The following is a 21005-nucleotide window of genomic DNA, read 5'->3' as shown; positions in this document are numbered from 1 at the left end:
CGGGGGGTGCGCCCCCGCCCCGCGCTTCTCCGCGCCCCGCCCCCCCCCCCCCCCCGCCGGGGGCGCCCCCCCGCCCCTGGCCCACGGCAACACCGCGACGGGTCGATCGCCGAGGTGACGATCGATTGCGGAACGGTGTTGCCTACTGACCGGATCCCGCTGTGTAGAGCTCGTCTTCGCTGATGACCGGTGCGGCGTTGTCCTCGGGGCGTCCGACGCGTGCGGCCGAACTGAAGAGGGGACCGCGTGCGGGGTGTACGGGAGCGAAGGCGGCAAAGCCCTGCTCCTTCGGGATGTCGTCGTAGACCGCCTCCATCCCGCCACGGAGTAGGTAGGTCTCGTGCCAGAAGCCCGTACCGCCGCTGTCGCGCAGGAAGTTGCGCCACCAGATCCGGTGTGGTTCCGAACGGGCCCAGGACAACAGGGAGGGCAGGTCCCGCCAGTATTGCCGAATGCCGACGTGCATCGGGAACAGCGACCACAGCAGGGGCTCATGCCGAAGGAGACCCTCGGGGTTGTCGCTGGCGGATCGGCCGATCTGCGGGCCGTAACCCATCAGCGTCCGCAGGCCAAAGAGCCGGTTGACGCGCATGCCCAGATAGACGACCACCAGGTCCGGGTAGGGCGACAGGTCGACAGTTTGCCGATTCACACTCGTGTTCATCGTGAATCTCCTCGTTCTGAGTTCTAGTGGGCGGGGGCGAGGGCTGTTCGTCGTTGACGATCAGCCCGCGATGAAGCGCGCCGTCATCCATGGAGCTGGCCTGCGTCGGGCGACGGTCGTGACGTACAGGACCAGGCCGGTGGTGGTGAGGACGAAGCCGGCCCAGACGGTGGACAGGGTGCCCCAACCGGCGTCAAGGGTGATCGCGCCGCCGATCGCGCCGAGAGAGTTGGCCAGGTTGAGAGCGGCCAGGTTGAGGGCACCCATCAGCGTCGGGGCGTCGGGGCCGAAGCTGGTCAGCCGTACTTGGATGCTGGGGATCGCGTACATCATGGTCGCGCCGACGCCGAACAGGCACGGCAGCAGAACCTCGAGGCTGCTGCCGGCGACGCCGATCAGCACGAGGAGTGCCAGAGCGCCGCCGTAGCCCCAGGTCAGACCGCGATCTGCCGAGCGGTCGGCGACGCGGCCGCCGAGATGGTTGCCGACCGCCATGCCGAGGCCGAAGACGGCCAGTGCGAGCGGAATGACTGAGGCGTCCCGCCCTACGGCGTCGGTGACGAATGGGCCGATGAACGTGTAAACGGCAAAGATGCTGGAGATGCCGAGCGCCGCGACGACGACCATCAGCCATACGTTCGGTCGACGCAACGCCCGCAACTCGCTGGCGACCGAACTGCCGCGCAGTTCGTCGGTGCGCGGCAGCCAGGCAACGAGGGCGGCGCCAGCGAGCAGACCCACGGCGACAACGGTCCAGTACATGACACGCCAGCCCGCGTTCTGACCAATGAGAGTGCCCAGGGGGGACCCGGCGATGGTGGCGATGGTCAGGCCTCCCATCACGGTGGCGAATGCCCTGCCGCCCCTTCCCGGTCCGTAGACGTAGGCGGCGACCACAGCTCCCGCGCCGAAGAACGCACCCTGCACGCTCCCGGCGATGAATCGGAAGATGACGAGTGACGTGATGTCAGGAGCCAGCGCGGAGAGCCCGTTGCCGACCAGGAACAGTCCGATCAGGCCGATCAGTAGTCGGCGCCTGTTCGTTCGTGCGGCGAGCAGGATGATCGTCGGAGAACCGATCACCACTCCGAGGGCGTACGCGGTGATCGCATACGTCGCCACCGGAATAGACACGTCCAGGTCGGACGCGAAGAGCTGGATGATGCCGTTGCTACCGAACTCGCCGGTACCGATCGCGAAGGTGCCCAGCGCCAGCGCCAGCAACGTCAGCTTCGGATGTCTCACGGGTGGTGTGGTCGAGGCGCGCCGGTTCTCCGCGGCGGCACACTGACCCTCAAATGCCTGCTGGTGCATCGCGTTCCTCCGCAGATTCACTCGTGTGAGCGGGGTTCGGGCACGCCCGTAGGCCGGTGGTCGACGCAGATCCGGGGAAATACCGAGGTGACCTTCCCGTCGCGCCTGACCAGGGCCCCGAGCTGGTGGACTACCCCCAGCCCGGCCCTGGCCGGTCGAGGGCCGGCCTCCAGCCCTCTCTTGCGCCTCGTCAGCGCGCGGCGCGCTTGATGAGTTCGGCCGCGGCGAAGGGCTGCGAGATCATGGCGACGTGCGACGCGTTGACCTCCCGGACCTGCGCGCCGGCCCGCTCTGCCATGAACCGCTGCGCCTCGGCAGGCAGCACCTGGTCGTTGCGGGCAACGAGGTACCAGGAAGGAATGTTCTTCCAGGCCGGTACGCCCGACGGCTCCCCGAGAGTGCGCGCGTCGGCAGGCCGCTGCCCGGTCCACATCAGCTCGGCGGTCGCCTTCGGCACGTCAGCGGCGAACACCTCCCGGAAGAACTGCCGTTTGATGTACCCGTCGACGAGGCCGGCCTCGTAGGGCCGAAAGTCCAGCGCCGCCTCATTGAGCTTGCTTCCCGGGTACTTCGTCTGTAGACCCAGCAGCGTCTCGCCCTGATCGGGCGCGAACGCGGCCACGTAGGCCAACGCCTTCACATTCGGGTTGCCGGTCGCCGCGTTCGTGGCGACGATCCCCCCGTACGAGTGGGCGGCGAGCACGATCGGGCCGCTCAGAGTGGCGAGGACGCTCGCCAGGTACGCGGAGTCGGAGGCCACGCTGCGCAGCGGGTTCGCCGGAGCGATGACCGGGTATCCGTCGCGGATGAGGCGAGTGGCGACGTCGTTCCAGCCGGAGGCATCGGCAAAGGCGCCGTGCACGAGTACCACCGTGGGCTTCGGCTGATTGGCGGGTCGCGGGTGGGCCTGTGCGGCGGGTGCCCCGAGCGCAGCCCCGGCGGCGGCCGCGGCGGCACCGGCCAGCAGTGTTCGGCGGGTTGTCGTCATTGATATGAGCCTTTCAGTAGTCGTTTCCGGAAGAGATTCCGGTTGAACCTAAAAGGCGTTGCTTGACGGACACTGAACGGGAATGCAGCTCGACTGCCGGGCGATTTCCGTGTTCGTCAAGTCGTTCGGCCTAGTCTGCGGCCATGACATTCTCGAAGAGCGAAACCGCTGCCAAATGGGCCTTGGCGATCCACTTCGTCTGGTACGTGGTCGCCAACCTCGCCCAAATCGTGGTCTGGTGGTTCGTCACCCCGGACCAATTCTTCTGGCCGGTCTGGTCGATCGTCGCCTGGAGCATCGGGCTGGCGTTCCACTTCTGGGCGGTGCGGAGATTCCTGTCCACTTCGCACAACTCCTGGCAACTGCGCCCGGGGCGCTGACGGCGCCATTCCTCTCGGAGTTCGTCCGTGATCCATTCACGGTCGGGGCGCTCGCGCCGAGCAGTTCGGGGCCGGCACGGGTCACCAGGGGACTTCCCGAGCGGCGAAGAATCCGCCGATGGGACCGTCCGGACCGATCTGGGCCATCCGTACGGTGTTCTCCGAGCCCTGCGGGGCGGGCCTCTGCGCACCGAGCCGTTCCCGCCTCGGTCCGGGGATCTCCTGGACCACCGTCAATTACGACGTATGGCCGGGCGGCGGTCGGTCCTGATTGCGCTTCCCACCTCAGGCCGCGGCGCTTCGCCGTCGATCCGGAAGCTCACCGCGGCCTGAGCGGGCAATGGGTGGGCCGTGATCAGCCGAGCCCGGCCGATCCGATGGCGGCGGCGAGGTCGTCCGGGTGCGAGAGCATCGGCGAGTGTGCGGAGTCCAGCTCGATCACCTGGGTCGGGGACGTCGAGACGGCGTCGATCTCGGCGATCAGCCGTCGTTGCGGCGCCGGCGGAACGGCGTTCTCCTTGGTGCAGACCACGTACGTCTTGGGTACCGAGCCGTAGCGCTCGCGGGTCACGACCGGGGCATCGGCCGCGATGCCGACCGGCGCGGCCGGGGCGAGCAGGTCGATGGCGGAATCGGCGGTGGCCGCGTCGACGTCGCCGTATAACGCCTCCCGTACGGCCCGACCGATCTCGACGCGGATGTCGATCGCGGAGCGGGGGCATCGTTCCGGGCTCAGGACGCAGACGCGTCCAGCTATGACGGGACGGCGGCAAGTTCCGCGGCGCCGAACGAGACGGCGAAGCGCTTGCACCAGATGCTGACGCTGCGGAACTCCGCCGGGTCGACTCCGGCGGCCAGCCGGTACACCTGATCGCCCTGGTTGCCCTTGAGTTTGCCCAGTTCCGCGTACCGACCGTCGTCGAACACCCGCCAGCCGGCGGTGCCTGCGCGAACCCGCTGATCGGACAACCACACCCGTAGGTCAGGGCCGTCGCTGGTGTCCAGCCCGTCGATCTCCAGCTGGTGACTGCCGTCCGGGTTGCGGACCATCCGGACCGTGCCGCTGGTGTCGTGCTCGTGGGTGATGAAGGTTCCCTCTGCGAGAACGATCGGTGCGGCCGGGACGTCCGCGGCGTCGGATGAGGACCGAGACGGCTGCGCGGACTGAGACGGCTGCGGGACGGTGGAGAGGGGCTCCGCCACGACCGTGTCGGTGAACAACCGCCACGGTTGGAACCAGTAGAGCGCTCCTGCGGCACCGATGCCGAGCACGGCAACGACGATCCAGGCGACAGGAGCGCGGAGAAGACGGCGAGTCACGGTTCAAGTCAAGCCGCCGGACCTCATCGTGACCAGGCAGGGCCGGATTACCGATCGCTTACGGCACGTGCGGGGCGATCCGGCCGAAGATGTGGGCCGTTGCGGCGTCACGGATACGGGGGCCGGCTCCACCGGAGGCCGGCCCCCGTATCGGGCGTACGCCCCTGACCAGGTCGTCTACTCCGGCCTGCGTGACGCTGCGATAGTCACGCAAAGAGGTTGCCGGCGAGGTCGGCGTAGAAGAGGGCGGGGTCGCGGGAGAGCGAGGCCTTGACGTTGGCGGTGGGCTTGTCGGCGATGACTTCGATCTTGCCCGCCTCCAGCCCGTCGAGGGCCTGGGTGACCACCTCGTGGGGCGCGAGCTTGGGGATGTCGATGCCGGCCATCATGTCCGTGTCGGCGATCGCCAGCGCCAGGGCGGTGACCAGAGTCTTCTGGTCGGCCAACTCGAGTCGGATGCCGTTCGTCAGGGACCACTCCGCGGCCTTCGAGGCGGCGTAGCCGTTGCTGCCGGGGGAGAAGGTGTACCAGCTCAACGCGGAGATGACGTTGAGAATGGCGCCACCGGCCAGCCTCGGCGCGAACGCGCGGGTGACGTTGAGGGTTCCCCAGAAGTTGGTGTCGAAGTCTTTGCGGATGTTCTCCGTCGAGGGCCCGAGCAGCGGGGCGTCCGTGGAGGTGCCGGCGTTGTTGATGAGGATGTCGAGGTCGCCCACCTGGGCCGCCGCGGCCTCGATGGACGCCGGATCCGTGATGTCCATCTGGAGGGCGATGGCACCGGGAATGTCGATGCTTTCCACGCGCCGGGCGGTCGCATAGACGGTGGCGCCGCGGGCGAGGAGTGCCTCGGCGAACGCCTTGCCGAGGCCGCGGTTGGCGCCGGTCACGAGAGCTGTTGAGCCGTTGATTTCCATACCAACACGCTAGAACCTCACGTTGACGTTAGAGGCAAATGCTGCGAGGTTAATCACGGCCGCCCGTGTCCGCAGGAGGCAGCCCCCGGCTCAGGGCGACCCGCACAGCGACTGATGAAGCCCGACGGGTCGCCGCGCTCCACCCGTACCGTCCATCTCCCCACGGCCAGGACGTGGTTGCCTCCGCTGGTCCGGATAGCCTGGCCGGCTTCCTCCTCACCGCGGTGCGTGCGGGCTGGTGGCGTACCGACGCGGCCCCTCGGTGGCCTGCTGCCGATGAACGTCGCGGGCGATCAGCGGCTCGACCAGTGCGAGCAGCAGAGCAGCGGCGGCGACCAGCCCACCCACCAGTGCGGTGTCGGCGATGCCGGGTCCGGACAGCAGGGCTCCGCCGAGGAGCGCCCCGCCGGCGATACCGACGTTGAAGGCAGCGGAGTTCCCGGCCGACGCCAGGTCTGAACTGCCGGGAGCCACCTCCAGCACCCGGTTCTGTAGGGCCGGGGTCAGCGCGCCGAGCGCGAAGCCGGACAGGGCGAGCATCACGGCTACAGCCGGTGGCCAGCCGGAGAACAGGTACAGGCCGACCAGCGAGACCACGAGAGCGAGGAGCGAGCCCACCATGGTCCCCCGTTGACTGCGGTCGACCACGGCACCGGCGACCGCGATGCCACCAAAGTTGACCAGGCCGCGCAGCAGCAGCAGGGGGGGCCGATCGCCGCTGCGGGAAAGCCACTCACTTCGGTGAGGAACGGGGCGGTGTAGGTGAACGCGGTGAACAGTCCGGTAATGGACAGGGCGGTGGTCGCGACCAGGATCCAGTAGCGCGGGACGCTCGGCGCGGTGCCGGTCGCGGCGTGTGCGGCTCCGACCGGTGTCGTTGGCATCAGGACGGCGACCAGCCCGAGCGCGAGCAGGCCGAAGCCGGCCAGTGCCACGAAGGTCCAGCGCCAGCCCGCCTGCTGGCCCAGCCAGGTCCCTGCCGGCACGCCGAGCATCGGTGCGAGAGCCGAGCCGCCGAAGACCGTCGACATGGCCCGGCCGCGTACCCGCTGCGGAAAGAGGCTGGCCGCCGCCGGTCCGACCACCGCCCAGAACACCGATTGACTGAGCGCCACGACGACCCGCGCCGCCAGCAACATCACATAGTCCACCGCCACCGCCGACAGCAGGGTCGCCACCACGAAGACACCCAGTAGCACGGATATCAGCAGCCGTCGCGGTACGCGGCGAGTGACGTACGCCAGCGGCACGGAGACGATCGCGACGGTCAACCCGTAGCCGGTCACCAGCATCCCGGCGTCGGCGAGCGACACCCCGAGCTCCTCCGAGATCAAGGGGAGGAGGCCGACGGGCATCGTCTCCATCGCGACGTAGCAGAACGCCCCCACGGCGAGCGCAACGAGTGCCGCCACCGCCGTCCGCCGGTCTGTCGAGGGGTCGGCCTCGGTCGTCGGTTGACTGATGTGATCACTCCTTCGCCAGATGCGCCGCGTCCATGTCGAGCAGGCGACGTCGCGGATGCGTCGGTCGGGCTCGTCCAGCACGGTGGTTGACGAGCGCCTCGAAAGACCAGTGGGCGACCACCGGGTGCTCCCACCGATGCCGGCGTTGCGTCACTGGTTTTCCGGGTCCGTCGGGCGTCGACGCGGCGCGCGGAGTACCGCGGCGCCCAGGAGCCCGCCGAGCGCGTGGCAAAGGCTCACCCCGCCCAGCAGGACAGCCACGCCGGCACCGGCCGCCCCGCCGGCCAACGCGGATCCGATGGCGCCGGACGCGCTCTTCAGGCCGGCACCGACGGTGAACACCTGGGTGTGCAGCTCGGGCGGCGCCTCCCGGCCACGCACCACCAGCAGGGAACAGAACATCAGGCCGTTGACCAGGCCGCTGATCGCGAAGGCAGGCAGGTAGACGGCAGGGGTGGTGTGGAACGCGGCGGCTGCGGCGAACGGGACGGCAGTCGCGAGGAGACAGACGAGGATGACGTTCTCGGGCAGCCACGAGCGCAGTGGGAAGTACACATACAGCAGTGATCCGGCCAGCGCGCCCAGCGCGATGAGGGACAGGATGACACCGGTCAGCGAGGTGCTGTGGACGCGCTGCGCCATCAGCGCGGCGGTCACCGGTAGCGCGCCGGCGCCCAGCTGCCCGAGGCAGCTGCCCAGCGTGACCGAGCCGAGGGCCGGCCGCCTGATGATGACCTTGGCGGCGGCGAGGAAGTCGGCCCCGCGCAGGTGATACCTCTCCGAGCGCTCGCGTCGCGCCACCGGCAGCGACCACAGCAGCAACGAGGCGGCGGCGGCCGAGCCGGCGAGGCAGAATACCGCGATCCGGCCGCCGAACGCGCCGGCCAACACCGCCGCCGCCGACGGTCCGACGATGCCCGCCAGGCCGTACAGGGTCGAATCGACGCCGTACGCGCTGCGCAGGCGCCCGGGGACGAGCTCGTTGAGCAGGCTGGTGAGCCCGCCGCTGAGCAACGGGCCGACGCAACCGGCAGCCAGTGCGGCGGCGACGGCCACCCATCGGGGAGACGAGCCGGTGGCCACCGCGGTCAGTGCGAGCGCTGTGGCGTACACCAGAAGCGCACCGCTGTAGAACACCTTGCGCCGGGAGGTGGCGTCGGCCACCGCGCCGACCAGCGGCGCCGCGACCACGTGCGGGACCATGAGCGCAGCGACCAGCAGGCCGCCGAACCCGGCGCTCCGCGTGGTCTCGACGGCGAGCAGGACGAGCCCCACGCGGGCACCCTCGTCGGCCAGCCGGGCGAGTGAGGCGAGCAGCGAATATCGGACCAGATTGCTCCGCTCGCCGCCGGTATCGCGCTGGTCCGCGCCGGCATCGGTGAGCGTCATCCCCTCTCGGGCCACCGTCGCTGCTCCTCCCGCTACGCCATCTGCTGGGACTTACCCCCCAGCCGCCGTTCCGACCCACGGTCCCACCGCACCGTTGAGGGGCATCTCGAACGCCCTTCGGAAACAGGCCATAGCACTGCGCCGGCAGTTGGTTAGGCCCGCCGTTCGTCGCGTGGGCCTCCGTGGGTTGTTCAGCGGCCGCTGATGCGGGTGCCGGAGGTCGCATCACATGCGAATCGGCGGTGACCGTCCGAGTGGGGGTCACCGCCGATCGGTAGTCGAACCGGTCAGGCGGCGGAGCAGGCGGAGTCCAACTCCTTGAGGGCTGCTTCCAGAGCCTTCTTGCTGGGCTTGGCGTCGGCGGACTTGTTGTACGCGTCGCTCAGGGCCATCATCTCGTTCTGGATCTTCTCGGAGGCGGTGGTGACCACGTCGTTGGCGCCTATCGTGTGCGCCAGGATCGCGACCGAGCCGGCGACCCACTGGGCGCTGACCGCGAAGTGCCCGGCCGGCGGGCCGATCTTCTCGGCCTTGGCGATCTTGGTGGCGTTGTCCTTGATGTCCTTGTTGATGTCGGCGCAGGCCTGCACCGTGGCCGCGTCGTTGGCCGCACTGCTGGCTGCGGTGGTGGCCGGACCGCCGGTCGGGGCGGCGCTCGAGGCCGCCGGAGATGGCGCGGTCGCGGTGCTCTCGGATTCGGGCTGCGGATCGCAGCCGGACATCGCGAACGCCGCCCCGACGGCCAGGCCAGTCAGGACGAGTCGAGTTCGGTTCATCGATGTTTCCCCCGTGATCTTCATGATCGGCGCACGCTACCAGCCGCAGTCGATCGGGTGGGACCAGTTATCGGGCCAACGGCGGCTCTAGCCGGTGCGTCGTCGATCGACAGCAGGACCGGCTCGTCAACCCTCGATGGGCGTTCGACGGGCGCCGACGGGCCAGAGAACCGTGGTCGGGACGCCGTGGCGCCGCGCCCACTCGATGGTCCGGTCCGTCGACGCGGGGTGCAGGCCAGGTCTGCCGTCCCACACCGCCACGAGTCGCTGCACCCGTCGGACCAGTTCCCGGTTGGCGACCACGTACGCTGCGGTGTCCGAGCGGTCGTGTCCGGTGTGGACGACCGCGACCGCCCGGTCGAGCAGCTCGTCGAAGACCAGCCGATTCTCCGGCCTGATGACCGCGAGCCGGTAGTCGAGGGCCGGAAGGATCACCTCGTAGGTGCCGCCCAGGTCGAGGATCGTGCGCGCGAAGACCTGGTCCGCGCCGGCCGCCAAGCAGGTCACGCCGTGTACCGGCCGGTCGCTGATCCGGCCCAGCTCGACGCGGAGCGCGGCGGCGACGAGCAGTTCGGTGTCGCGGGTCAGGTTGATGTGCCCGGTCACGCCGACGCGGACCGGGTCGAGGTCAGGCGGCATCCGTCGGGCCTGTCCGCTGAGTGGGCACCGGGGGTGCCAACCGGATCAGCTCGAACCCGCTGTCGGACAGCACGTCAGGCAGTGCCCGGACCCCCTCGCGATTCTGCTCCCGTACGTGGGACGGCAGCTCGTCCCACGGCCGCAGGGCGGGGTGCCGTCGCTGGGCGTCGTCGCGCGGGTCGCCGTACGTCCAACCGTCCCCGCGCCGTTCCCGGCACCACCGCTCGTGCTCCAGGCGGGCGAGTTCCTCGATCCCGTCGTCGATGGCCTGCCCGGCGGCCGAGGCGTCAACGGTGCCGCCGTGCCGGGGCGCCACGACGCAACCGAGATCCAACAGCTTGGCGGCGATGTCCTGGACGTAGGCCCGGTTGGCCCGCCGCAACGACTCGGGTAGTCGTGACCAGTCCACCATCGCCGAGGCGTCGCCGAGTCGTATCCCGGCGCGCTGCTGGGCCTGGACGTACCGTTCGTGGATCAGCCGGGCCAACCGCTCGGTGAGATCTTCGGCGATCAGCCGGGCGTCGCAGGCGTGGGCGAGCACCGGATAGAGGCGGAGCTTGCCGTGCACCTCGTCGAGCAGGTCGTGCCGGGAGTCGCCGTGAAAAGCCGCGGCGAGCGCCGCCTGCCGGTAGACGGGCACGAACACGGCACTCTCGGCGCCCTGCCACAGGGCCGGCGTGTCCAGCACGAACTGCAGGCCGTTGATCTCGTCCGGCGCGCACACGTAGATGCGGTCGTAGCGGTCGCGGCCGAGACCGACGACGCCGTCGAGATCCAGGTCGTACGCGGTCATCTGGCAGACGGTGGCCAGGAACGGGTAACGCGAGGACGCCAGCGCGATCTCGGAACCGGCATCCGGTGCCACGACGTCCACCCGCAGGGGTGGCGCGGCGTGGCCCCCGGGGGTGTCGGCGCGGAACGCACGCCAGTGCCGGGCGGTCTCCACCAGGAGCGCCCGGCGGAAGGTGCCGGTGCCCGCGATCAGGATCCTCGTTGGTCGGACTCCCGCGCCGGGCAGCGGGTGGTGTCGGTGCAGCGCGCGTGCGGCGACGTCGTCGACGTGGAAGTAGTCCAGCCGCAGCCGGCTGGAACCGGCGGCGCCGAGCCGTCGGGCCTGCAGGGACAGACACATCTCCGCGTCGTGAACCAGAATGTAGACCCGCGGTGGTTGTCGTCGTTCCTGGATGAGCCGGTTGGCGGTGTTGGCGATCGCGTGGTTGCGGTCGTCGTCCTCGCTGCAGGCGTAGATGGTGTGGGCTCGGGGTAGTCCGGCGCCGCGCAGCACCTCGGGGCTGGTCGGGTCGCCGACCACGCCGAGGTACCGGCGCCGCCGGTACTCCAGCGGCCCGAACGGCTCGGAGCGCACCACCACCACACGTTCACCGTCGGCGAAGAGCCGGTCGGCGAGCATGTGGGCGAACTGGGAGTCGCCGCAGACCAGGACGTGACCACGTGCCCGCCGGGCGCGCAGGCGGCGACTCTCGGCGGCCAACAGCAGCCGGCTGGCCTCGGCCACGGCGAGGAGCGTGAACAGCGGGGCGGCGAACCGGGCGACCTGCAGCTGCCACGGGTAGGGGCCGGCGTTCTGGAAGGGTTCGGCGCCGAAGACGAAGAGTTGCAGGTCGTAGTAGAGCACGTCGTACGGATCGTGGGCGACGTCCGGACGGGCTTGGAGCAGGCGCTCGAAGCCGACATAGCCGAGGACGAGGGCAGCCAGCCCGATCAAGCCGAAGAGGACTCGCAGACTCCAGCCGGTCGGGCGGGACGAGCCGGCGACCGGATCCGTCATGAGTCCATGGTATTTGACGAGGTCGATCGGGCTGTCGCTCGACGCGCACGCGGGTGTGCACCGACGGCCCCGGTTCGGCTACGGAAAGTCGTCGGGTCGGGTGTCGGGCAGCGTGGCCAGCAGTTGCCCGGCCAGCCGCCGCACGGCGCCGTCGTCCTCCTGATGCGCGAGCCGTACGAGCACCTCCCGGGTCCGGGTGTCCCCGTCGTAGTGCCGGGTCAACGCGAGCAGCGCGGTCCGGCGGATCTCCCAGTCATCGTCGTCGGCCAGCCGCAGCAACAGGTCCCGTACCCCCGTGCGACCGGCGAGACTGGCACCCAGCTGCTCCACGGCCCGGCGGCGAACCTCCAGCGCCGGATCGTCGCGGACCAGCCCGACCAGCAGCACCTGCACCTCCGGGTCGGTGCCGAAGTGCTCGCCGAGGGCGGCGGCGATGCGGGCGCGGATCGCCGGGTCCTGGTCCGACAGGCGGCGCATGAGCCGCAGCGTCACCGCCATGGATGCCGAACCCTGCTGGGTCAGACAGCGTACGGCCGCGTCGAACACGGTCGGGTCGGTGTCGGACTCGACGCATTCCAGCAGCACGTCGGTCACCAGTTCCGGGCTTCCGTACGCACAGAGGGTTTGTACGGCGGCCAACCGGATGCCGACGTAGCTGTCTCGGCGGGCCCGCCGGCACAGGGTCTCGATGAGGCCCGGGGCGTTGCCGTGGCGGGCGAGCGCCTGGGCGGCGGCGCACAGCACGTTCGGGTCGGGGTCCCGACTGACCTGCTCGGCAAGGCACTCCCGCACCTCAAGGTCCGGCGGGTCGGCGAGGCGGGCCAGGCTACGGGTGACCCGTAGCCGGACGATCGGGTCCCGCTCCTGGGAGGCGCGGCTGATGAGCAGATCCCGGGTCGCGTGGCCGAACAGCGGTCGCCCGGTGAGCAGTTCGACCGCGGCGAGCCGGACGCTCGCGGTCGGATCGCGTCGAGCGCTCTCCAGCAGCAGCTCCCCGGTGCGGTGGTCGGGGAAGGCCTCGGCCAGCGCGCGCACCGCGGCGAGGCGTACCGTCGCGTCCTCGTCGACGTGAGCAGAGCGGGCCACCACTGTCCACCCGGTGTCGTCGGCGCGGTCCCGGTCGATCAGAGCGGAGACCGCGGCGGCCCGTACGGAGGATTCCTCGTCCTGCTCGATCTGGTCGATCAGCCGCGCCCGGCAGCGCCCCTCCGGATCGGGTACGAGCGCCAACCGCTGTACGGCGACCGCGCGGACCCGGGCGGACGCGTCCGAGCAGGCCAGCTTCAGCAACAGCTCGGTGTCCTCTGGACCGGGTCGCTCCGGCAGCAGCCCGGTCAGCATGCAGCGTCGGACCTCGTCCGGGGAGTCGCCGGTGATCCGCCGCAACGCCGTGGCTCGTGCGGTCTCGGCGTACTCCGGCAGAGCCAGCAGACGCTTCAGCACGCACTGCACCACACCGGGATCGGTGTCGGTCGCCAGCAGGTGCTGCATCGTCTCGGGTGCGTCCGGCAGGTCGGCGCAGCGCGTGCTGAGCACTCCCGCGGCGGCTCGCCGTACCGCGACGGCCGGGTCCCCGGTGGCCCTGGCCAACACCTGACGCACGTCGTCGGAGAGTTCGGACCGGGTGCCGAGCGACTGCACGGCCAGCGCCCGCACCGCGAGATCGGGAGAGTTGGCGAGGTCGCCCAGCACGTCCACGAAATCGGGGCCGGTGCCGAGGTGGGCGACCAGTGCGCGTACGGCGGCCTGCCGTACCGCGGTGGAGACCTCGGCCTGCGCCTGGGCGAGCAGGATGTCCCGGCATCGGCCACTGTTACCGCCGGTGGCCTCGATGCGGCCGGCGGCCTCGGCCAGCCCGGCGACCAACGTGAGGCGCGCCTGCCGTTCGCGGCCCTGCCCCAGCTCCCGGACGAGCAGGTCCTCCATCTGCTCGTCGGCGGTGGACAGCACCGCCGCGATCCTGGTGGCGAAGGGAGAGCCGGATCGCCAACTGGTCCGGACCCCGCGGCGGCGGTACCAGTGCAGGAAGACCTCCCGGCCGGGCCAACCCGGGCCGAGAGTCCGGATGGAGGACAGCAGATCCTGCTCGGTGAGATCCACCAGGTTCGGGTCGTCGGCGGAGATGCCATGCTCGATGAGACGCACGACCTGGCGCAGCAGGGCGTCGCCCGCACCGGCCAGTTCGGCGGGCTGCGGCGCCTCGGCCACGCACTGCGCCGCCAGCACCAGGTTCCACGGCGGCCCGGTCAGGTTCAGCGGCGGCCACAGTTGGGTGGCCTCGGTGGCGAGTAGGGTGACCAGCTCGTTGGCGACCCGGGCGGGCAGGGCGCCGGCGACCAGTCGAAGCACCTCCCGCCACGACGGCTCGGCCCAGCGCCCGCGAAACAACGAACGCAGATGATCGAGGCCCGCGGCGGACGGATCGCGCTCGTATCTGTCCACGATCTCTTCGGCACAGAAGAACTCCAGGAACGCGCGGTGCACGAACCCGAACAGTCGTAGGCCGTAACGCTCCAGGATGAAGCTTCGCTGCCGCAATTTTTCGATCATCGAGTAGGCCATGGCGAGCGCCCGCTCATTCTCGAAACCGTATAACTCGACGAGGTTGTCGCGGAAGATGCGCGCCAATTCGTCGGACTCAATGTAGTTGCCGGCGGGGCCGGACTCGCGGAACTGCATCCAGTACGCCAGGCGACGCAGCAGCCGACGCTTCGCCTGTAGGTCGAGCGACGGCACGTCGCCGTGGCTCTCGCGCAGTTGCTTGGTCACATCCCATTCCGAGATCAGTACGTCGGTCACGTGCGCGTAGAGCCGGCGTCGGTTGCGCGGCAGCGGGTGACCCCGCCCGACGATCGCCATGAGCATCAGCAGCAGGGGGTTACCGGCGATCTCGCGCATCGCCCGGGAACTGCTCACCACGTCGAGGATCTGCCGCCGCTGCCGCTCCGCCTCCGCAGCCGACGTGGGCATCACGTAGCGGTACCAGTTGTCCAGAAACCGCGCGATCTGCTCGTCGTCGAGATCCTCCAGAGTGAAGTGGTCGAAGCCCGCGTTGGCGAACGTGTGCCGCTGGTAGCCGGCCGCCCGCGACGTGACCACGGTCAGCACCCCGGGGTATTCGTTGGCGAACGTGGCGATCTGCGCAGCCACCTCTTCCCGCTGCGCCGGGTCGAAGACCTCGTCCAGGCCGTCGAAGAGGAACAGCGCCTGGCCGCCCTGGCGCAGGTACGCCTCCAGCACGTCCTGGTCGATACCGGCCAGCCCCTGCTGGTGGCGGTGGCCGACGTAGTCGAGCAAACCGTCGCACCGGCCGTCCCCGTGATGGGTGGCGTAGGAGCGCAGCTCGACCAGGACGGGTAGGTACCGGTCCAGCGCACTCAGTCGAGGCTCGACGCAGACCCCGGCCAGCGTCAGCGCCAGGTACCGCGCGGCCGCGGACTTGCCGGAGCCGGGGTCGCCCAGCAGCACGATCGTGCGTCGCCCCGGGTCGGACACCACGTCGAACAACGACAGCTCGTCCTTTGCCGCGTACTCCTCCCAGAGCCGCTCCACCTCCTCCGGGTTCACCACCCCGGGCAGCCCGCCGACGTCGCCGCCCGGCGTGGACCCGGCCCAACGCCACCACGCCAGCGGCATCTCGGGTCGCGCGTCCTCGTGGACGCGGGGCTCCACGAACACGTTGGGTAGCCCGACGGTGAGGTAGCCGATGGTGGGACGCGGTGAGACGGCGTCCACCGAGACGGCGTGGTATCGCAGCGACAACTGCTTGTAGTACTGATTGCGCACCACCGTCGGCAGATGAGTGTCCGGGTCGGCCGGCTCGCGCGCCGGGGATCTGCCACTGCGTACGTCGGCCAGTGCGGCGGTCACCTTGGCGGTGAGGTCGTCCACGCCGGAGAAGAAGGCGCAGAGGTGGCGCTCCTTGAGCTCACGGCGCAACGCGACGATCTGCTGCCAGTCGGCATCGCGGTCGATCATGTCGACCGGCCAGGGTGTGTCCTCCGCGAGCAGGAAGACCAGGCACGGCTTTCCCGCCGCGAGCGCCTCCCGGTACTCCAACTCGGTGATGGAGGACTCCTGGCCCGGCGGTCGGAACCCGTACCGCCAGGCGAACAGCCCCACGTAGAGGTCGCACCGGCGCACGTCGGCGAGGCAGCGTTCCAGCGGCGGCCGGATGTCGGCGCCGTACGCCTCCATGGCCACGTCGTCGATCTCCAGACGGCGAGCCACGGCGTGCACGGCAGCGCGGTATTCCAGCAAGTCCTTTTGGGTGGCCGAAATGTAGACCTTCATGAACGGCAAACTCCAGGGGGTGGCTGGCGACCGCATCATCGAAAATATCAGTCGTTGTCACGTCCGTCCGACCCGCGAACACTCCGAACGCCCGCCGTGCATGGGATTCCCGCCGACCCCGGGCCTATGATGGCCACCAACGGAAACGAATCCGGCGGTCGAATCGCGTACTCGTGGAGTTGCGGTTGTCCGATGCGGATCCGGGTCAGTGCCGGTCGCGAGGGGTGTACGTCAATCAGCATGAGCCGCGTACGCGGGACGAACGCGGGTCGGTGGCAGCGTCGCGGAGGAAGCCATGCTCACGGTCGGTGAGGTGCACACCAGTCTTCTGCAGCACAGTACGGCGTTGGCCCAGGAGCAGAGCGCCGACGTGCTCAGCCTGATCGAGGGCGAGGCCGTGCTGACCTCCCGGCGTCCATCGCTGTACGCGGTGTCACCCGATGTTCGCACCGGTGTCGACTGCTGGCTCCCGAGCGCCAGAAAGCGCCAGTTACGTGGGGTGGGCGCGGTTCTCACCCGGGCCATCATCACCGGCGGCCGGATCGTGCAGGCCTCCTCGGTCATCCACGTCGTCGCCGGGCAACGCCGTCGGCCGTGGTCGCACTACCTGGCCAACCCCGGCGTCCTCGAGACGGTCGGCAAGCTGGACGTCGCCGACCTGAGCGCGGGCTTCCTGCACGGCAACAACGCCGACGTGCTGAACCTGGAGGCGATCACCGGCAGGGTGCTCGACGGTGTGCAGATGTCCGACCTGTTGGACCGGCGCCCGCCCCTGCGCACCGCCCGCACACGGTTGCGCTGGACCGCGCAGACGGACGAGCGTCCCAACCGGGACGTCTCGGCGGTGGTCACCGTGGACTCACCCACCCTGCGTACGGTCGAACTCGTGCTCGCCCCGCAGGACGTGCCGGCGGCCGTGGCGGGGCTCTGCGAAGACCTCGCGTTGCACGACTGGCTGCTGACCATCCTGTCCTCGCTGGTGGAGTCCGCGGTCACCCGATCGGCCTCCGGGCAGGAGCATGTCGAGCGGCTGCGTCCGGTGCTGGAGCACCTGCTGCACCTGTGGCTGCCGGGCGCGCGGGTGCACCCGCGACTGCGGCCGATCTGGGACCAGTTGGAGCAGGTACCCGGCTTCAGCCGTCAGTGGAACTCGTCGGTCAACTGGATCCGGGACCAGATCAGCGTGAGCAACATGGCTCTGCTTCGCGACCTGGCCGGCCGGATGGCCGTCGACGAGCCGTGCGGGCGCTGAGCACACTCAGTCGCTGATGAACACGTAGCTCAGCCGGTCGACCAGTTCACTGGGTAGCTGCAGGCCCTCGCCGCCGGCCCGTTTGGCGACCTGCTGCGCGACCACCTGCGGCACCGCCACCTGGCCGAGGATGGTCCGTACGGCCAGCTCCACCGGCAGGTACTCGGTGCCCATCAGGGTCAGCGTGCGATACGCGCAGAACGGCGCGGCCGTCGGGTTGAGCTGGACGATCGCCGGCAGTTCGTCCCAGTCCGTCGGCAGCTCGCCGGCGAGCTGGCGCGGCTGCGTCATCGTCTCGCCCCGATGCCGTAGCACGCCGAGTCGGGTCATCTGCCAGACCGAGGCGAGCAGGGCGCAGGCCCACACCCGGGCGTTCGGCTCGTCGGACCAGAGCTCGATGTCGACGAAGATGGAGTGCCGGGGATCGCCGGACTGCAACGGCGGAGACCACGGACGTGGCAGGGTCATCGCCGGCGCGTCGACGTGCCCGGGGGACCGCTTACCGTTGGACAGCCAGCCCGACTCGCTCAACGGGGGACGACTCCCGGTGGTGCCCCGAGGGGGTTCCACCACCAGTGTGTCGACCACCAACCGGGCCAGCTCGGCGCCGTCGTGCCGGGCGAAACTGGACTCCCGGGCCACGTAGTCCAAGGTCAGGCCGTGCTCCGCCGCGGCGCTCTGCACCTGCGGAATCACCTCGCGGGGGGTGCCGAAGCGGTGGAAGTAGTCGTCCAACATGAAGCAGGTGCTGATCCGCGGCTCCCGGGATGCGGGCAGCCCGCGTCGGGCCAGCGCCGGGATCGCGGCCGACCAGTCCGCGATCCGCTCGAACTTGCGCCTCAGCTCCGCACACCCGTCGCCGAAGTCCTCCGCGTAGAAATGCCCCAGCTCCACGGACAGATGCGAGTACGCCACGCTCTCTGTACGACGCACCGCAGCTGCCTCCTGGAACCTGACATCCATGCCGATCACGCGGTGTCCCATGCCGTCTCGTCGAAAAGCTTCTCAGTCAGGTCAACGAAGGCGTCCACCGTCTTGACGTTGGCAATTTTGGATTGCACGTCGTGGTCGGAGATCAGCTGCTCCCGCCACTGCAGCAGAGGATCCAGCGGCACCACGCCGAGAAGTGTCGTACGTCCGACACCCCGTCGTCGGGCCAGCTCCGACAGCTCCGCGTCGCACTTGCGCAGGAAGGCCTGCTGGGCGAGGCCGAGATGGCCGACCTCGGGGCCACGTGAGTCGATCACCGCCGTCCGGATGAAGCGCAGCGACTCCCGTAGCCTCTCCGGCTCGTGGCCGTACTCCTTGCCCATGGCCACGATCCCACCCGCCTCGAAGGCCAGGTCCGCCGCCGCGGTGACGTGCTGGGGAGTCCACCGGTGGAAGACCAGCCAGCGTACGGCGACCTTGCGCAGGGTCGAGGTCGCGGTCGCGGCCAGCGCGATCTGACTGGCGTACGACCGGCCGGCGCTGAGGTCCACCAGGGTCAGGTCGAACTCCTCCTCCAGTCGGAGGAAGAGCTCGGCGCAGCGCTTGGCGATGTCGTTGGTGAAACCGAACTCGCTGCCGTTGCGTTGCCCCGGCAGGAGCACCAGCGGACCGGACCCGATGGGCCGCTGACGCAGGCTGGCACGTTCGGAGGTGCCCCACACGTCCAACTGCTCCGGAGACGGGATCTCCCCGCGCAGATATCGGTGCAGGCCGCCACCGTTGGGCCCGGCGCCCTCCACACCGTTGACGGCCTGGGGTATCTGGAACGTGATGCCGGCGGTCGGCGAGCCGAAGTCGTAATCCAGGTAGCAGGTGGGGTGACCGGACAACGCGCTGCGATAGGCGATGTTCGCCGCGGTCACCGACCGGCCGGTGCCGCCCTTGTGCGACGTGACGAAGACCAGCATTCAGATCCCCTCGCTGGCCTTCTGCTGCCCGGTGGCGACGTCGTTGAGGAGCAGCAGAAGCGTGTTCACCAGCGCCGCCGCCGTGCCGGGCCGCTCGTCGACCAGCAACTGTGCCCGGCCGAGGCTGGCTCGGATGCTGCGCATGCTGCGCTGCATCGCCTCACCGTCGAAGGTGCCGCGCATCAACTCCCGGTCGAACAGGTATTCGGCCTCGTCGATGAGATCCTGTGCGTAGTCGGCCAGCCGGCCGGCTCGTGGGAACGGTCGCTCCCACAGCAGCTGACCGGAGGTGACCAGCGCCTGCGCCACCCGCACGGTCAGATACCAGGAGGGCGCGTTCGGCTTCGGCGCCAGGCCGGGGAAGGCGCCACTGGCGTGGTCCCACAGCCCCTGGTGCCGGCCGTCCGGGATGCGCCGCAGCAGCAGGTGATCCCACACCTCGTCGGCCAGCTCGAGTAGTTCACTGCGCTGACGGGCGTTGCTCAGCAGACCGGCGACGGCGGCCGCCCGCTGTAGCAGCACCACGGAGAACTCGTTGACGTTCCACGTCATGATCGGCTTCGACGTGTCGTCGTTCAGGGTCACCTGCTTGCCGGGCGCGTGCACGAACAGCGCCGGCTCGCCGGGTGACGCCCGCCGGGTGATCCGCGCGCGCTGCGCCAGCTCCACCAGTACCGAGGCGATCCGCCCGAGCTCCTCGTCACCGCCGCGCCCGACGGCGAGCAGACCCTTCACGGCGAGCGACGTCGTCTGGAGCGTGTAGTAGTCGGTCCGGTCACCATCGGTCGTCCGCCAGGGAATGTCCTCGATGGGCCACCGTCGTCGGTTGCCGAAGGTCGCCACCGTCGCCCAGTACGTCCGGGTGAGCTCCCAGCGAAGTTGCAGCGCCCGGGACAGCCGCTGCTGCTCCTCGTTGAGCAATCCGAGCAGCCGGGTGCGTTCGGAGTTCAGGTCCTCGATGGCGTCCATCGCGATCACGGTGAAGTAGAGGTAGGGGGCGTTCTCCGCGGAGCCCGCACGCTGTCGGCCGATCGGCTCGGTGGTCGGGACCTCCTCGGTCCCGGAGATGAGCCCCCACGACCAGCCGCACTCGAACAGCATCTCGCTGTTGTCCAGGTCCTCCGTCACCCGACCCGAACCGATGACCACGCTACGCAGGCTCGCCATGGTGTCCCGCAACTGCTCGCGCAGCGCGGCCACCAGCTCGCGGCGAGGTAGCTCGTCCTGATTGACCATGTCGCACAGGCGAATGCCGTACTCGTCGGTGGAGGTGAAGACGAAGGTGCTGAAGCTGCGGAGCAGGCCGACCATCGCCGCCGTGAGGCGCGCGCTCGCCATGGCCTCCAGTTCGTCCAGTTGCGCCAACAGGTCACGCCGCTGGGTGGACCCCCGGTAGACCTTGACGAAACCGATCGTCGCCAACGTGAGGGTGACCGACACCGCGAACGAGTCGACGATGTCCTGGGAACGCTGCTCCTCGGTGAGCTCCGGACCACCCTCCAGCGGGGTGAGGTAACTGCCGCCGCCGAAGATCGGAGTGCCGGCGTCGTCGGTGTACCGCCGGAAATAGTCGATCATCACGCTGACCAGCCGGCGGGGAATCTCGATCGCGCCGCCGAGCGGGCTGAGCGCCTCGATCACCTCTTCGTCGGCGCGGTCCGGGTCGTCAAGTGACAGCACGGGGACCTTGGCCGCGGGGAGCAACAGGGTCAGTAGTTGCTCCGCGTCGCTGATCGAGTTGGTACCACTTCGGCCGCCCCAGTGCCATTCACCGTTCGCCCAGCAACTGCGAACCGTAGCCCGCCAGATGTCGAGGATCTCCTGGCGAGGCTGCATCCGCATGATCCACCGCCGTCTGTTGTAGTCGTCGACTTGAAACCGCTGCTATAGCCGTGCCCACGATGATCCACGGTGCCGTACAACGTC

At 69.6% G+C, this 21005-nt stretch carries 18 protein-coding genes; 2 read left to right on the top strand and 16 right to left on the bottom strand.

Annotated elements, in window-relative coordinates:
• Positions 1 to 142: 142 nt before the first annotated feature.
• The 3 genes from AB0J36_RS13485 to AB0J36_RS13475 all read right to left on the bottom strand — a co-directional run bounded on the left by AB0J36_RS13485 (position 143) and on the right by AB0J36_RS13475 (position 2966).
• Positions 143 to 664 (bottom strand): DUF4188 domain-containing protein, encoded by a 522-nt coding sequence (locus AB0J36_RS13485; protein WP_357124906.1) that lies wholly within the window; start codon positions 662 to 664, stop codon positions 143 to 145.
• Between the two features lie 60 nt (positions 665 to 724).
• The gene (locus AB0J36_RS13480) at positions 725 to 1909 is read right to left on the bottom strand and encodes an MFS transporter (RefSeq protein WP_357124910.1); all 1185 of its coding nucleotides are present in this window, start codon (positions 1907 to 1909) and stop codon (positions 725 to 727) included.
• 259 nt (positions 1910 to 2168) lie between these two features.
• The gene (locus tag AB0J36_RS13475) at positions 2169 to 2966 is read right to left on the bottom strand and encodes an alpha/beta hydrolase (RefSeq protein WP_357124913.1); all 798 of its coding nucleotides are present in this window, start codon (positions 2964 to 2966) and stop codon (positions 2169 to 2171) included.
• A gap of 143 nt (positions 2967 to 3109) precedes the next feature.
• Here AB0J36_RS13475 and AB0J36_RS13470 point away from each other — a divergent pair, with 143 nt between their 5' ends.
• Entirely contained in the window at positions 3110 to 3346 is a 237-nt protein-coding gene (locus AB0J36_RS13470) for a 2TM domain-containing protein (protein ID WP_357392453.1), read from the top strand.
• A 355-nt stretch (positions 3347 to 3701) separates the two neighbouring features.
• On the opposite strand, the gene AB0J36_RS13465 is transcribed toward AB0J36_RS13470, so the two are convergent.
• The 10 genes from AB0J36_RS13465 to AB0J36_RS13420 all read right to left on the bottom strand — a co-directional run bounded on the left by AB0J36_RS13465 (position 3702) and on the right by AB0J36_RS13420 (position 15929).
• Positions 3702 to 4157: an alpha/beta fold hydrolase gene (locus tag AB0J36_RS13465; protein WP_357392454.1), complete on the bottom strand. Its 456-nt coding sequence runs from the start codon at positions 4155 to 4157 to the stop codon at positions 3702 to 3704.
• Complete coding sequence (locus tag AB0J36_RS13460; RefSeq protein WP_357124921.1) at positions 4100 to 4666, bottom strand: DM13 domain-containing protein; 567 nt, start codon at positions 4664 to 4666, stop codon at positions 4100 to 4102. Before AB0J36_RS13460 ends, AB0J36_RS13465 begins: the two co-directional genes overlap by 58 nt.
• A gap of 206 nt (positions 4667 to 4872) precedes the next feature.
• On the bottom strand, positions 4873 to 5580 hold the full coding sequence (locus AB0J36_RS13455) for an SDR family oxidoreductase (protein ID WP_357124924.1): 708 nt from the start codon (positions 5578 to 5580) through the stop codon (positions 4873 to 4875).
• Positions 5581 to 5796: 216 nt separating this feature from the next.
• Positions 5797 to 6228, bottom strand: coding sequence for an MFS transporter (locus AB0J36_RS13450; RefSeq protein ID WP_357392455.1), 432 nt, complete (start codon positions 6226 to 6228; stop codon positions 5797 to 5799).
• Entirely contained in the window at positions 6126 to 6992 is an 867-nt protein-coding gene (locus AB0J36_RS13445) for an MFS transporter (protein ID WP_357392456.1), read from the bottom strand. Before AB0J36_RS13445 ends, AB0J36_RS13450 begins: the two co-directional genes overlap by 103 nt.
• Before the next feature lie 201 nt (positions 6993 to 7193).
• Complete coding sequence (locus tag AB0J36_RS13440; RefSeq protein ID WP_363660551.1) at positions 7194 to 8447, bottom strand: MFS transporter; 1254 nt, start codon at positions 8445 to 8447, stop codon at positions 7194 to 7196.
• Between the two features lie 272 nt (positions 8448 to 8719).
• Positions 8720 to 9208, bottom strand: a complete 489-nt coding sequence (locus tag AB0J36_RS13435) for a hypothetical protein (protein ID WP_357392458.1) — start codon at positions 9206 to 9208, stop codon at positions 8720 to 8722.
• Between the two features lie 126 nt (positions 9209 to 9334).
• Positions 9335 to 9847 carry a hypothetical protein gene (locus tag AB0J36_RS13430; protein WP_357124936.1) on the bottom strand — a complete coding sequence of 171 codons (513 nt, stop codon included), beginning with the start codon at positions 9845 to 9847 and terminating at the stop codon, positions 9335 to 9337.
• On the bottom strand, positions 9837 to 11636 hold the full coding sequence (locus AB0J36_RS13425) for a RyR domain-containing protein (protein ID WP_363660550.1): 1800 nt from the start codon (positions 11634 to 11636) through the stop codon (positions 9837 to 9839). Before AB0J36_RS13425 ends, AB0J36_RS13430 begins: the two co-directional genes overlap by 11 nt.
• Positions 11637 to 11714: 78 nt before the next feature.
• On the bottom strand, positions 11715 to 15929 hold the full coding sequence (locus tag AB0J36_RS13420) for a HEAT repeat domain-containing protein (protein WP_363660549.1): 4215 nt from the start codon (positions 15927 to 15929) through the stop codon (positions 11715 to 11717).
• Between the two features lie 295 nt (positions 15930 to 16224).
• Between AB0J36_RS13420 and AB0J36_RS13415 the strand changes: the two genes are divergently transcribed.
• Complete coding sequence (locus tag AB0J36_RS13415) at positions 16225 to 17181, top strand: SCO2521 family protein (protein WP_355047830.1); 957 nt, start codon at positions 16225 to 16227, stop codon at positions 17179 to 17181.
• 6 nt (positions 17182 to 17187) lie between these two features.
• Here AB0J36_RS13415 and AB0J36_RS13410 read toward each other — a convergent pair whose 3' ends face one another.
• Genes AB0J36_RS13410 through AB0J36_RS13400 form a run of 3 tightly spaced genes read right to left on the bottom strand, consistent with a single transcriptional unit; the run spans position 17188 to position 20915 of the window.
• Positions 17188 to 18144, bottom strand: coding sequence for an SCO2522 family protein (locus AB0J36_RS13410; protein WP_363660548.1), 957 nt, complete (start codon positions 18142 to 18144; stop codon positions 17188 to 17190).
• Between the two features lie 5 nt (positions 18145 to 18149).
• Entirely contained in the window at positions 18150 to 19079 is a 930-nt protein-coding gene (locus AB0J36_RS13405; RefSeq protein WP_355047832.1) for an SCO2523 family variant P-loop protein, read from the bottom strand.
• Complete coding sequence (locus AB0J36_RS13400; RefSeq protein WP_355047833.1) at positions 19080 to 20915, bottom strand: SCO2524 family protein; 1836 nt, start codon at positions 20913 to 20915, stop codon at positions 19080 to 19082. It lies immediately after the preceding gene.
• Positions 20916 to 21005 lie beyond the last annotated feature (90 nt).

Source organism: Micromonospora sp. NPDC049662, from assembly GCF_040675055.1.
In the GTDB taxonomy this organism is placed as follows: Bacteria; Actinomycetota; Actinomycetes; order Mycobacteriales; family Micromonosporaceae; genus Micromonospora.
The sequence above is the reverse complement of the archived record's forward strand: the minus strand, read 5'-3'. Positions and strand labels throughout refer to the sequence as shown.

Coding starts and splice junctions, on each gene's coding strand:
- AB0J36_RS13400 (WP_355047833.1), bottom strand. CDS start 20,915: ATGCAGCCTCGCCAGGAGATCCTCGACATCTGGCGGGCTACGGTTCGC.
- AB0J36_RS13435 (WP_357392458.1), bottom strand. CDS start 9,208: ATGAACCGAACTCGACTCGTCCTGACTGGCCTGGCCGTCGGGGCGGCG.
- AB0J36_RS13410 (WP_363660548.1), bottom strand. CDS start 18,144: ATGGATGTCAGGTTCCAGGAGGCAGCTGCGGTGCGTCGTACAGAGAGC.
- AB0J36_RS13470 (WP_357392453.1), top strand. CDS start 3,110: ATGACATTCTCGAAGAGCGAAACCGCTGCCAAATGGGCCTTGGCGATC.
- AB0J36_RS13430 (WP_357124936.1), bottom strand. CDS start 9,847: ATGCCGCCTGACCTCGACCCGGTCCGCGTCGGCGTGACCGGGCACATC.
- AB0J36_RS13475 (WP_357124913.1), bottom strand. CDS start 2,966: ATGACGACAACCCGCCGAACACTGCTGGCCGGTGCCGCCGCGGCCGCC.
- AB0J36_RS13485 (WP_357124906.1), bottom strand. CDS start 664: ATGAACACGAGTGTGAATCGGCAAACTGTCGACCTGTCGCCCTACCCG.
- AB0J36_RS13415 (WP_355047830.1), top strand. CDS start 16,225: ATGCTCACGGTCGGTGAGGTGCACACCAGTCTTCTGCAGCACAGTACG.
- AB0J36_RS13455 (WP_357124924.1), bottom strand. CDS start 5,580: ATGGAAATCAACGGCTCAACAGCTCTCGTGACCGGCGCCAACCGCGGC.
- AB0J36_RS13405 (WP_355047832.1), bottom strand. CDS start 19,079: ATGCTGGTCTTCGTCACGTCGCACAAGGGCGGCACCGGCCGGTCGGTG.
- AB0J36_RS13425 (WP_363660550.1), bottom strand. CDS start 11,636: ATGACGGATCCGGTCGCCGGCTCGTCCCGCCCGACCGGCTGGAGTCTG.
- AB0J36_RS13420 (WP_363660549.1), bottom strand. CDS start 15,929: ATGAAGGTCTACATTTCGGCCACCCAAAAGGACTTGCTGGAATACCGC.